The 12,407-nt window shown below is 65.6% G+C and carries 11 protein-coding genes; 6 read left to right on the forward strand and 5 right to left on the reverse strand.

Features of this window, described 5'->3' with window-relative positions; genetic code table 11:
* The first annotated feature begins 83 nt into the window (after nucleotides 1–83).
* On the forward strand, nucleotides 84–1,136 hold the full coding sequence (locus BM341_RS06580) for a class I fructose-bisphosphate aldolase (RefSeq protein ID WP_089794122.1): 1,053 nt from the start codon (nucleotides 84–86) through the stop codon (nucleotides 1,134–1,136).
* 115 nt (nucleotides 1,137–1,251) lie between these two features.
* Here the strand turns inward: BM341_RS06580 and tkt are convergent, their stop codons facing one another.
* Nucleotides 1,252–3,258, reverse strand: coding sequence for a transketolase (gene tkt, locus BM341_RS06585; protein WP_089794124.1), 2,007 nt, complete (start codon nucleotides 3,256–3,258; stop codon nucleotides 1,252–1,254).
* A 222-nt stretch (nucleotides 3,259–3,480) separates the two neighbouring features.
* Between tkt and metK the strand changes: the two genes are divergently transcribed.
* The 3 genes from metK to ahcY all read left to right on the forward strand — a co-directional run bounded on the left by metK (nucleotide 3,481) and on the right by ahcY (nucleotide 8,124).
* Nucleotides 3,481–4,701, forward strand: a complete 1,221-nt coding sequence (gene metK, locus BM341_RS06590) for a methionine adenosyltransferase (RefSeq protein WP_089794126.1) — start codon at nucleotides 3,481–3,483, stop codon at nucleotides 4,699–4,701.
* A gap of 105 nt (nucleotides 4,702–4,806) precedes the next feature.
* Nucleotides 4,807–6,564: an NAD-dependent DNA ligase LigB gene (ligB, locus tag BM341_RS06595; protein WP_089794128.1), complete on the forward strand. Its 1,758-nt coding sequence runs from the start codon at nucleotides 4,807–4,809 to the stop codon at nucleotides 6,562–6,564.
* Between the two features lie 150 nt (nucleotides 6,565–6,714).
* Nucleotides 6,715–8,124, forward strand: a complete 1,410-nt coding sequence (gene ahcY / locus BM341_RS06600) for an adenosylhomocysteinase (protein ID WP_089794130.1) — start codon at nucleotides 6,715–6,717, stop codon at nucleotides 8,122–8,124.
* A 36-nt stretch (nucleotides 8,125–8,160) separates the two neighbouring features.
* Here the strand turns inward: ahcY and BM341_RS06605 are convergent, their stop codons facing one another.
* The 4 genes from BM341_RS06605 to BM341_RS06620 form a co-directional block, all read right to left on the reverse strand.
* Nucleotides 8,161–8,619, reverse strand: coding sequence for a hypothetical protein (locus tag BM341_RS06605; protein WP_089794132.1), 459 nt, complete (start codon nucleotides 8,617–8,619; stop codon nucleotides 8,161–8,163).
* Between the two features lie 9 nt (nucleotides 8,620–8,628).
* Nucleotides 8,629–8,982 carry a DUF6152 family protein gene (locus tag BM341_RS06610; protein WP_089794134.1) on the reverse strand — a complete coding sequence of 118 codons (354 nt, stop codon included), beginning with the start codon at nucleotides 8,980–8,982 and terminating at the stop codon, nucleotides 8,629–8,631.
* A gap of 90 nt (nucleotides 8,983–9,072) precedes the next feature.
* The gene (locus BM341_RS06615) at nucleotides 9,073–9,969 is read right to left on the reverse strand and encodes an AEC family transporter (protein ID WP_245784197.1); all 897 of its coding nucleotides are present in this window, start codon (nucleotides 9,967–9,969) and stop codon (nucleotides 9,073–9,075) included.
* Nucleotides 9,970–10,175: 206 nt separating this feature from the next.
* Nucleotides 10,176–10,526, reverse strand: a complete 351-nt coding sequence (locus BM341_RS06620) for a hypothetical protein (protein ID WP_089794138.1) — start codon at nucleotides 10,524–10,526, stop codon at nucleotides 10,176–10,178.
* Between the two features lie 360 nt (nucleotides 10,527–10,886).
* On the opposite strand from BM341_RS06620, the gene metF reads away from it, so the two are divergent.
* Both metF and sodC read left to right on the forward strand, forming a co-directional pair.
* Nucleotides 10,887–11,726, forward strand: coding sequence for a methylenetetrahydrofolate reductase [NAD(P)H] (metF, locus tag BM341_RS06625; protein ID WP_089794140.1), 840 nt, complete (start codon nucleotides 10,887–10,889; stop codon nucleotides 11,724–11,726).
* A 79-nt stretch (nucleotides 11,727–11,805) separates the two neighbouring features.
* Nucleotides 11,806–12,345 carry a superoxide dismutase family protein gene (gene sodC / locus BM341_RS06630; RefSeq protein ID WP_089794141.1) on the forward strand — a complete coding sequence of 180 codons (540 nt, stop codon included), beginning with the start codon at nucleotides 11,806–11,808 and terminating at the stop codon, nucleotides 12,343–12,345.
* The last annotated feature ends 62 nt before the right edge of the window (nucleotides 12,346–12,407 follow it).

Raw genomic sequence — 12,407 nt, forward strand, 5'->3', positions numbered from 1 at the left:
CCCTCTTCCGCTACCCTTGGAGGAGCGCTCGGCGCGATCAATCAAAGGAGGGCGTTGCCACGCCCAAGGAAGAGGAAAGTGATATGAGTGATATCGCCAAGTGGCTGGGTGACGAGGCCGAGGCACTACTGGGACATGTCTGCACCGGAGTCCCGAAAGAACAGCTGCATCCGCCCGGACCGGATTTCGTCGATCGGGTGATGGCCGCCAGTGACCGTCGGCCCAACGTGCTGCGCAACATGCAGGCCTTGTTCAGCCATGGCCGGCTGGCCGGTACCGGCTACGTGAGCATCCTGCCGGTGGACCAGGGCATCGAGCATTCGGCGGGGGCGTCCTTCGCGCCCAACCCCCTCTACTTCGATCCGGCGAACATCGTCGAGCTGGCTCTTGAAGGGGGCTGCAACGCCGTGGCCTCGACGCTCGGCGGGCTGGCGTCGGTCGCCCGCCGCTACGCCCACAAGATCCCGATGATCCTCAAGCTCAACCACAACGAGACGCTGACCTACCCGGCCGTCTATGACCAGACGCTGTTCGCGCAAGTCGAGCAGGCCTTCGAGATGGGCTGCGTGGCGGTGGGGGCGACCATCTACTTCGGCTCGCCGGAAAGCCGTCGTCAGATCATGGAGATCAGCGAGGCCTTCGAACGCGCCCACGAGCTGGGCATGGTCACGGTGCTCTGGGCCTACCTGCGCAACCCCGACTTCAAGAAAGACGGCACCGATTACCATGTGGCGGCCGATCTCACCGGTCAGGCCAACCACCTGGCGGCGACCCTCAAGGCGGATATCGTCAAGCAGAAGTTGCCCGAGACCAACGGTGGCTATCGCGACATCGGCTTCGGCCATACTCATGACAAGGTCTACAGCGAGCTCACCTCGGCCAACCCCATCGACCTGGCCCGCTATCAGGTGGCCAACTGCTATCTGGGCCGCGCCGGGCTGATCAATTCCGGCGGCGGTTCCAAGGGTGCCTCCGATCTCGGAGAGGCGGTGCGCACTGCCGTGATCAACAAGCGCGCCGGTGGGATGGGCCTGATCTCCGGTCGCAAGGCGTTCCAGAAGCCGATGGCGGAGGGGGTCGAGCTGCTCAACGCCATTCAGGACGTCTATTTGTCCCGGGATGTCACCATCGCCTGACGGCCTGACGATAAACGATAAATAGAGGGATAAAGGGATAGAGGGATTGAAATGATACGGGCCCGGCGATTGCCGGGCCCGCGTCGTGTTGGACGTGTTGAAATTACAAGCTGGCTCAGCCCAGTAGCGCGGTGGCCCTGGCCACCACGTTGGCGACCGTAAAGCCGAAGTGCTTGAACAGGTCGCCGGCGGGGGCGGATTCGCCGAAGGTGCTCATGCCGATGATGTCGCCGTCCAGCCCCACGTACTTGTACCAGAAATCGCGGTGACCGGCCTCGATGGCCAGACGCTTGGTGACGGCTCGGGGCAGCACATTCTCGCGATACGCCTCGTCCTGGCCGTCGAAGCGGTATGTGGAGGGCATGGAGACCACCCGCACGGCGTGGCCCTGACCTTCCAGCTCGGCGGCGGCGTCCATGGCCAGCCCGACCTCCGAGCCGGTGGCGATCAGGATAAGGTCAGGCGTCACCACCTTGTCCTTGCGGACACTGGCTTTCAACACGTACCCACCGCGCTGGATATTGGCCAGCTGCTGCTTGCTGCGTTCCTGATGCGCCAGATTCTGGCGCGAGAACACCAGGGCCGTGGGGCCGGAGTGGCGCTTGATCGCGGCGTTCCAGGCGGCGGCGGTTTCCACGGCGTCGCAGGGGCGCCAGGTGGCGAGGTTGGGCGTCGAGCGCAGGGTGGTGAGCTGCTCGATCGGCTGGTGGGTGGGGCCGTCCTCGCCCAGGCCGATGGAATCGTGGGTGAAGACGTAGATCGCCTTGGTGCCCATCAGCGCCGCCATGCGCACGGCATTGCGCATGTATTCCATGAAGATCAGGAAGGTCGCCCCGTAGGGCACGAAGCCGCCATGCAGGGCGATGCCGTTCATGATCGCGGCCATGCCGAATTCGCGCACTCCGTAATGCAGGTAATTGCCGTCGGTGGCCTCCGGGGTGATCGCCTTCGCGCCCTTCCAGAACGTCAGGTTGGACGGCGCCAGGTCGGCGCTGCCGCCGAGCAGTTCGGGCAGTTGCGGGCCGAGCGCGTTGAGACAGGCCAGCGAGGCCTTGCGGCTGGCCGTGCTCTCGCCGGCTTCCTGGGCCTGCTGGATCAGCTTTTCGCCGCCGAGCTCGGCCGGCAGCTCGCCCTTGAGGCGGCGCTGCAGCTGGGCCGCCTCGCTGGGGTAGGCCGCGGCGTAACGCTCGAAGCGCGACTGCCAGTCGGCCTGGCGGGCGCTGCCGGCCTCGCGGGCGTCCCAACCCTGGTAGATCTCTTCGGGGACATGGAAGGGCTTGTGCGGCCAGTCGAGCTGCTTGCGCGCCGCGGCGACCTCGTCTTCGCCGAGCGCCGCGCCGTGGCTCTCCTCCTTGCCCTGCTTGTTGGGCGCGCCGAAGCCGATGATAGTCTTGCAGATGATCAGGCTGGGCTTGTCATCCTGGGTCTTGGCAAGCGCAATGGCGGCCTGGATTTCCTCGGGCTTGTGGCCGTCGACGTTGGCCACCACGTGCCAGCCGTAGGCCTCGAAGCGCTTGGCGGTGTCGTCGGTGAACCAGCCCTCGACTTCGCCATCGATCGAGATGCCATTGTCGTCATAGAAGGTGATCAGCTTGCCGAGCCGCTGGGTGCCGGCCAGTGACGCCACCTCATGGGAGATGCCCTCCATCAGGCAGCCGTCGCCCACGAAACACCAGGTGTGATGGTCGACGATGGCGTGGCCGGGGCGATTGAACTGCGCCGCCAGGGTGCGCTCGGCCAGCGCCATGCCCACGGCATTGGCCAGGCCCTGGCCCAGTGGACCGGTGGTGGTCTCGATGCCCGGGGCATAGCCATATTCGGGATGCCCAGCGGTCTTTGAGTGCAATTGACGGAAGTTCTGCAGCTCCTCCAGACTCAACTCATAGCCGGTCAGGTGCAGCAGCGAATAGAGCAGCATGGAGCCGTGGCCGTTGGAGAGCACGAAGCGGTCGCGGTCGGGCCAGGTCGGGTCGGCCGGGTTATGCTTGAGATGATCGTTCCACAGCACCTCGGCGATGTCGGCCATGCCCATGGGGGCGCCGGGATGTCCGGAATTGGCCTTCTGGACGGCATCCATGGACAGGGCGCGAATGGCGTTGGCCAGTTCGAATCGGGACGGCATGTAGAGCTCCTCGCCTGCGGCAGAAAATGCGGGGCATTACCCGCCGGGGGGCGGCGGGACGTGCGTTCTGGCTGGAAGCGCCACGGGACGCCGCGGCGCGATAAAAACGGTGGCTATTGTCGCCGACTTGACCGCCGGCGGCAAATGACGGGTGTCAGCCCTAGAGCCAGCGTGTAGACTGCGCCACTGCCTATCGCCGTTACACAGAGGGTCGAGAACGCCATGCGCGAATACTCCCTGTTTACCTCCGAGTCCGTGTCCGAAGGGCATCCGGACAAGATCGCCGACCAGATTTCCGATGCCGTGCTCGATGCCATCATCGCTCGCGACAAGCATGCCCGCGTGGCCTGCGAGACGCTGGTCAAGACCGGCGTGGCCATCGTCGCCGGCGAGATCAGCACCTCGGCCTGGGTCGACCTGGAAGCGCTGGTGCGTGAGGTGATTACCGGCATCGGCTACACCTCATCGGACGTCGGCTTCGATGGCGAGACCTGTGGCGTGCTCAACCTGATCGGCAAGCAGAGCGTGGACATCGCCCAGGGCGTCGACCGGGCCAAGCCCGAGGATCAGGGCGCGGGGGATCAGGGGCTGATGTTCGGCTATGCCACCAACGAGACCGACGCCTACATGCCGGCGCCGATCCACTACGCCCACCGCCTGGTGGAGCGCCAGGCCGAGTTGCGCAAGCAGGGCCTGCTGCCCTGGCTGCGGCCGGATGCCAAGAGCCAGCTGACGCTGCGCTACGACGACCACGGCAAGCCTTGCGGCGTCGACGCCGTGGTGCTCTCCACCCAGCATGACCCAGGCATCGACCAGGACGAGCTGCGCAAGATGGTCAAGCGCGAGATCATCGAGGCGGTGATCCCCGCCGAGTGGCTCACCGCCGCGACCAAGTACCACATCAACCCCACCGGCAAGTTCGTGATCGGTGGCCCGGTGGGCGACTGCGGCCTGACCGGACGCAAGATCATCGTCGATACCTACGGCGGCATGGCCCGTCACGGCGGCGGCGCGTTTTCCGGCAAGGACCCGTCCAAGGTCGACCGCAGCGCCGCCTACGCCGGGCGCTATGTGGCCAAGAACCTGGTCGCCGCGGGCCTGGCCGACAAGTGCGAGATCCAGGTGTCCTACGCCATCGGCGTGGCCGAGCCGACCTCGGTCGCTATCGACACTTTCGGCACCGGTCGGATCGACGACGCGCGCATCATCGAACTGGTCCGCGAGCACTTCGACCTGCGCCCCAATGCCATCACCCGCATGCTCGATTTGCTGCACCCGATGTACCAGCTGACGGCCGCCTACGGTCACTTCGGCCGCGAGCCCTTCGAGACGTCCTATCGCTGGACCGACACCCAGGGCCAGGAGCATGTCGAGACTTTCCTGGCCTTCCCCTGGGAGAAGATCGACAAGGCGGAGTCGCTGCGCCAGGCCGCCGGCCTCTAGGTCCTTCGGCGTAAGCGATCACCTACGCAAACTGACAGGCCCCGCCGGCACGCGCCGCGCGGGGCCTGTTGGTATGGTCGGGGGAGTTTCCCGAGAGGCCCGACCATGTCCTTCCCAGCGGTACTTATCCTGTGGTGGCTGACCAGTCTGCTTCCCGGCTCGCTGGCCCTGGCCGATGCCTGCCCCGACTGGACGGCGGCACGCGCCGAGCGCGAGGTCGCCGCGCTGGCGCAGCGCCTGGACGCCTGGGACCGCGCCTACTATTCCCCCGAAGACTATGCCCCGGGAGACTATGCCCCGGAAGAGAGTGGCCAGGGCGAACCGGCGGTCAGCGACGCCGTCTACGATCAGGCCCGCCAACGCCTGGCGCAGTGGCAGGCGTGCTTTTCGGGCAAGGTGCCGGAGGTGGCTACCAAGCCGACACTGCCCGCCGGGCCCGTCGAGCATCCCATCGTCCAGACCGGGCTTCGCAAGCTCGACGGTGAAGACGCGGTGCGCCGCTGGCTGGCGCGCCGCGACGATACCTGGATCCAGCCCAAGGTGGATGGCGTGGCGGTGACCCTGGTCTATCGGTCCGGGCGCCTGACGCGTGCGGTCAGCCGTGGCGATGGCCGGGGTGGTCAGGACTGGACCGAGAATGCAGGTAAAATCGCCGCGGTGCCCGTGCGTCTGGCGACGGACGAGGATCTGGTGCTGCAGGGTGAGCTCTATCTGCGCCTCAAGGGCCATGTCCAGGCAGAAGCCGGCACCGCCGGGGCGCGCAGCGAGGTCGCGGGGCTTTTGGCACGTCACCAGTTGTCGGCGCAAGCGGCCGAGCGGATCGGGCTCTTCGTCTGGGACTGGCCCGACGGCCCCGACACGATGCCGGCGCGCTTGGCGGCTCTGGCCAGACTGGATGACACCGTGGGCGACACCGACGGTTTCGCCGAAAGCACCAGGATGACCCATCCCGTCACCTCGCTGGCCGACGTGAAACGCTGGCGCGAGACCTGGTACAGCGGCGCCATGCCCTTCGCCACCGATGGGGTGGTGCTTCGCCAGGGGCGGCGTCCGTCAGGCGAGCGGTGGCAGGCCGAGCCGCCGGAGTGGGCGGTGGCCTGGAAGTACCCGCCCCGCGAGGCGCTTGCCGAGGTGCGCGGGGTCGAGTTTCGTATCGGCCGCACCGGGCGCATCACGCCGCTGTTGCATCTCGTACCCGTCGAGCTGGACGGGCGGGTGATTCGCCGCGTCAGCGCGAGCTCACTCGACCACTGGCAGTCGCTGGACATCCGCCCCGGCGATCAGGTGACCATCGCGCTGGCCGGGTTGACCATCCCGCGCCTCGAGGGGGTGGCATGGCGAGCGACCGAGCGACCGGCAGTATCGCCCCCGCAGGCGGAGAACTATCACGCCCTCAGCTGCTGGCGGCCGACGCCCGGCTGCGAGTCGCAGTTCCTGGAGCGTCTGGTCTGGCTGGGCGGCTCAAGGGGGCTCGATCTGTCCGGCGTCGGCCCCGGCATCTGGGAGGCGCTGGTCGAGGCGGGGTTGGTCGCGGGACTGCTCGACTGGTTGACGCTGGATACCGCCCGGCTGGAAACCGTGCACGGCATCGGCGAGGTGCGTGCCGCGCAGCTGCGTGACGTCTTTGCCCTGGCGCGGCGGAGCGCTTTCAGTGACTGGCTGGCGGCCCTGGGTCCGCCGCCTGGGCTTGAGCCCGCGAACACCTGGCGCTGGGAGCCCCTGGCCAGGCGCGACGCGGCCGCCTGGCGTGCATTGCTGGGCGTAGGACCACAACGCGCCGAGGATCTGGTGGCCTTCTTCGATCACCCGACGGTGCAAGCGCTGGCCGAGCGGCTGCGCGAAGCCGGCATCGAGGGCTTCTGACGAGACGGATGAAGCGAGGCGTCGGCGGTTGTGGCGTATCGTCGGAAGTGGCTATATTGGAAGTGCCTATATAGTGAGGGGCAGGCCTCGCGCTCGAGGCCGGTTCTTGCGTCCATGATCACTTGCATACTTGAAAAGGAAGTGTCGCCGATGAATCAGCCTGCCGTTTCCGCTCCGTCCACCACAGACTACAAGGTCGCCGATATCGGCCTGGCCGACTGGGGTCGACGCGAAATTCGTATCGCCGAGACCGAGATGCCGGCGCTGATGACCATCCGCGACAAGTACCGGGCTCAGCAGCCGCTGGCTGGGGCCCGCATCGCCGGCTGCATTCACATGACGATCCAGACGGCGGTGCTGATCGAGACGCTGATCGACCTGGGGGCCTCGGTGCGCTGGTCGTCGTGCAACATTTTCTCCACCCAGGACCATGCCGCCGCCGCTATCGCCGCCGCGGGCATTCCGGTATTCGCCTGGAAGGGCGAGACTGAGGAGGAGTTCTGGTGGTGCATCGAGCAGACCGCCCGTGGCCCCGATGGCTGGGTGCCCAACCTGGTGCTCGACGATGGCGGCGACCTGACGGCGCTGCTTCACGACAAGCATCCCGCGTTGCTCGATGCCATCCACGGCATCAGCGAGGAGACCACCACCGGGGTCCATCGCCTGCAGGAGATGTTGCGTGACGGCACGCTCAGGGTTCCGGCGATCAACGTCAACGACGCCGTGACCAAGTCGAAGAACGACAACAAGTACGGTTGTCGCCACTCACTTAACGACGCCATCAAACGCGGCCTCGATCACCTGCTGGCCGGCAAGCAGGCGCTGGTGGTGGGCTACGGCGACGTCGGCAAGGGCTCGGCAGCTTCACTTCGCCAGGAGGGTATGATCGTCAAGATCGCCGAGATCGATCCGATCTGTGCCATGCAGGCCTGCATGGACGGCTTTGAAGTCGTCTCGCCCTACGTCGATGGCCAGAATCTCGGTGCGCAGAGCGTGGATCGGGCCCTGCTCTCGCGCATCGACCTGGTGGTGACCGCCACCGGCAACATCGACGCCTGCGATGCCGCCATGCTCGAGGCGCTGAAGCCGGGGGCGGTGGTCTGCAATATCGGCCACTTCGACAGCGAAATCGACACGGCCCACATGCGCCGCCAATGGCACTGGGAGGAGGTCAAGCCCCAGGTGCACAAGATCTATCGCGACAGCACGCCGGGCGAATTCGACCCGCAGAGTCGCGACTACCTGATCCTGCTCTCGGAAGGGCGGCTGGTGAACCTGGGCAATGCCACCGGCCACCCCTCGCGGGTGATGGACGGCTCCTTTGCCAACCAGGTGCTGGCGCAGTTGCACCTGTACGAGCAGCGCTTCGCCGACCTTCCCGGCGACCGGCAGGCGTCGGTGCTGGCGGTCACCGTGCTGCCGCGCCATCTGGATGAGGAGGTCGCCCGCTACATGGTCGAGGGCTTCGGGGGCGTGCTCACCCGCATGACCGCGGCCCAGGCCGACTACACCGGGGTGCCGGCCGAGGGGCCCTTCAAGCCTCATGATTATCGGTATTGAGTGCCGGGCTCAATAGTTGGTCCGGTTTTTGGCTGACTAGACAAAGGCCAGAAAACGCCCGGCACACAGCACCAGCAGCCAGAGCACCAGCGACAGCGCGCCCAGCAGGCGTAGGCGCGCCGTCGAAGCTCTTGTCAGGCCAGCGCCGAAATTCAGCGCCAGGGCATTGCTGACGGCCATCAGGACCAGCAGCAGCTTGAGCAGGAACAGGGGAGTGGCGGCGTAGCCGTGGGGATCGGCGAGAAACAGCAGAACCCCGCTGATCGCAGCCAGCAACAGCCCGGTAATGGCCAGCGGTTGCAGAAGGCTCGCCGCGTCAGCGAGCCCGATGTGGCGGCGCAGGCCGAGTAGTCGAAGGTCCAGAGGCACGATGGCACCGACCAGCAGCGCGATGCCGAGCACGTGCAGGGTGTTGACGCCCGCGTAACCCCAGCGGGACAGCCGCATCCACTCGGCGAGTGGGGTCGCGGCCAGTCGCGTCAATACCTCGTCCATCGCTTGTGATCAGATGCGCCCGGGATAGAGCACGTGGTGCCGATCGCCGATCCAGAGCTGTTCGGCCTTGAGCAGGCGCTCACCGGCATGTTCGCCCGATACGCGAAGCTCGACGCCTTCGGCCAGGTCACCGTCTTCGAGCCCCGCACGCGCGTTGCGCCAGGGTTGACCCACCTCGATGGTCCAGCTGTCGCCTTCCACGTCCAGGGTCAGCTCGCCATGAGGATTGCCGAGGCGCGCGGCCGTAATGGTCCCGGTGAGTTCGATGGTCTCGCCGCCGGTCCAGCCGTGATGGGCGGTAGCCGGCGTATGCAGCCATAACACGCCCAATAGCGCCATGACCAGGAAATGCCGCCGTTGCATGCCTGCCTCCTCTCGCTAGTCGTTCAATGCTTTAAGACTAGCCGCGGGCGGGGTGGCTGCAAGGCGATGGTGAGCGGTGCCGGTCGTCGTTCAGTGAATCCCGGTAAGCCTCATCAGGAGGGTCAGGTAGAAGGGTATAAATAGCGGGGCGGCCAGGGTGGTGATCAGGACCGCCAGGGCACCCTTCTCCGGGGCGATGCCAAGCTCCATCGCCACCACCACCACGTTGGCGGCCATCGGCACCACGCCGACCAGCAGTAGGGCCAGCGCCAGTGCCGGGGATAACGGCAAGAACGCCTGCAGGCCCAACACCGCGACCAGGGCCAGCAGTGGCCAGAGGCCGTAGCGAATCGCCACACAGGCGCCGATGAAGCGCAGGTCGAGTTCTCTCACCGAGACGCGCCCCAGGGTCATGCCGATGATCATCATGCCGAGCAGGGTATAGGTCGCGGGAAAGACTGCCATGCCTTCCATCACGGCGTCCGGTACGTCGAGTTCCAGGCCGCTGGCCAGCAGGGCCGCGAGAAAGGCATAGACCAGCGGCAAACGTATGATTTTTGCCAGGCTCTGCGCCACCGAGAATCGCCCGCGGGCGCTCAGGTAGAAGCCCACCGTGAATTCGTAGAGGGTCACTCCCAGCACGCAGAACAGATAGAGCGTTACGCCCTGGGGCGGCAGCAACACCAGCGCGACCGGCAGGCCGAAGTAACCGGTGTTGCCGGTGCCGGACGAGAAAGCCAGCAGCGCACTTTCCTCGGGGGCAAAACGATGTCGCGCTAATGAATGGACAATCAGGGCCACCAGGCTTGCCAGCAGGAACAGCACCGCGGTCAGGAACAGGTAGGCGGGCGTGGGGCCGCCTAGCACCAGGGCCCGAAAGAAGGTCAGTGGCGCGATCAGGTAGACCAGCAGGGTGGCGATGGGGCGGGGGTCGATGGCCAGGCGTCGGGCGGCCAGCCAGCCCAGTCCGACGAAGGCCAGCAGCATCCACAGGGGGCCGAGGAGGGTAGCGCCAAGGTCGCCTTCCACTATCGCATTCCTGCCTGCAAAAGCGTCCATGATGCCCGCTTGCGGGCCCGCTGTCAGGTCGCAGGCGGGCCCGATGGATCAGGAGGCGATAGGCGTGGCGGTTACCTGAACAGGCTAATCATGCGCAATCGGTCGGCAACCGAGTCGCGCCGGCCCGTGTCGAATCAACCATTGCGGCGCTCCGACCGCGCCTTGTCCGCCTTGTCATTGATATTGTCCTTTTGCGAGGACTTGTCGGTGACCTGCGCCCCGCTGGTCTGCCCCGCGTCGCTCGGGATATTGTGTCCCGGCGTTTCGGTGTTCGAGTCAGACTGCTGGTTATCCACGTTGGCATCCGGGCGGTAGACCTGGTCGGCATCCGACGCCTCGGGACGCTTACGGGACGCGTCGTCGGGCGTATCGCGCTCCGTCAGCCGGCGCGCCTTGTCGCGTTCGCTCTGGCGGTCCTGGTCGGGGGTTCGGTTCGAGCCCTTGGGGCTTTGCTTGCCTGTCTGATCGGTCCTGGACGTATCCATGTCGTGTTCCTCAGATAGGGAGTGTCGGCGTCACCAAGGGGACCGTCCACGTCTTTACGGCCACGTCATCTGGCGACGGCAATCAGTATAGCCATCCTGCAGCGTCCGGAGCCTCTCCCGGAACTTGATCATGCAAGTGAATCGAGTGACGGCAGTTCGTACATGACTGCCGCTAATGAACAACTGCGAAACTTTCATTGGTCAGCCCGCCGGCAGGGCGGCAGAATGCACGACATTCATGCTCGGGAACGAACGTATCGAGTGCGGCGCGGGCAGGTGTCGTTGCGCCATGGCATCAGCCCAGGTCAAAGCAAAATAGATAGCCATAAAGATAGATAGCCATTAAAGAGAGTGTTACCGATGAGCACGCAGGAACATCCACTAGGCGTCAGCTTCGAGTTCTTTCCGCCCAATACCGATGTCGGGCGTGAAAAACTGAAAAGTGCACGGGATACCCTGGCCGAGCGTCGCCCACGCTTCTTCTCGGTCACCTATGGTGCCGGCGGGTCGACTCAGAATCGTACGCTGCATACCGTCAATGCGGTGCGTGAATCGGGCATCACCACGGCGCCTCACCTGTCGTGCATCGGGAGCGAGAAGGCCCAGCTGCGCGACCTGCTGGCACGCTACCGCGAGGAGGGCATCGACAGCCTGGTGGCGCTGCGTGGCGACCTGCCTTCCGGCATGGGCGGTATCGGTGAGTTTCGTTACGCCAACGAACTGGTCGAGTTTATCCGCGAGGAGACCGGCGATCATTTCGAGATCGCCGTGGCCGGCTATCCCGAGTCACATCCCCAGGCGCCCAGCCTCGGGCGTGACCTGGAGAACTTTGCCCGCAAGGTGAAGGCCGGCGCGAACCTCGCCATCACCCAGTATTTCTTCAATGCCGATGCCTATTTCCATTTCGTCGATCGGGCGCGCGCGCTGGGTGTCGAGGTGCCCATCATTCCGGGCATCATGCCGATCACCAACTACACCAAGCTGGCGCGCTTCTCGGACGCCTGCGGCGCCGACATCCCGCGCTGGATCCGCAAGCAGCTTGAGGCCTACGGCGATGACAGCGAGTCGATTGCCGCCTTCGGTGAGGAGGTCGTGTCACGGCTCTGCCAGCGACTGCTGGATGGCGGCGCGCCGGGACTGCATTTCTATACCCTCAACCAGGCTGCACCCAGCCTGAAAGTTCTCGACAACCTGGCCTGACGCCGCCGCTGGCAGCCGCCACGACGAATGTCTATCCTGATAGCCGTACCTCCAGGGAAACGGATACAGGAGACGCAAGATGCGTTATGACATTCTCACGCGAGCCGCCACCGCCTCGCTGCTGCTGGTCGCCGCCAGCAGCCACGCCAACGAAAGCCGCGACGTCGAGATGCACTTTGTCAGTGACGAGGGCGTCGAGGAATCCATCGGCACGATTACTCTCGAGGACACCGAGCACGGCCTGCTGCTGACGCCGGATCTGAGCGGCATTGCACCGGGCATCTATGGCTTCCATGTTCATCAGGAGGCCAGTTGTGAGCCGGGCGAGAACGACGCCGGGGAAATGGCGGCCGCTCAGAAAGCCGGAGGCCATTATGATCCCGAGGACACCGGTCGTCACGAAGGCCCCTACGGGGAAGGACACCTGGGCGACCTGCCGGTATTGACCGCGAATCAGGAAGAAAAAGCCACGCTACCGGTTCTGGCGCCGCGGTTGAGCCTCGACGACATGAGCGGACGCAGCCTGATGATCCACGCCGGTGGCGATAATTATTCCGACGAACCCGAGCCGCTGGGCGGTGGGGGTGGCCGCATGGCCTGCGGGGTGGTCGAGTCCTGACCTGAAGCGCCCCTGCCAAGTTACATGGCATGACTCAAGCCCACGACACAAGAAGGCCCCGC

The organism is Halomonas korlensis (assembly GCF_900116705.1).
Classification (GTDB): domain Bacteria; phylum Pseudomonadota; class Gammaproteobacteria; order Pseudomonadales; family Halomonadaceae; genus Halomonas; species Halomonas korlensis.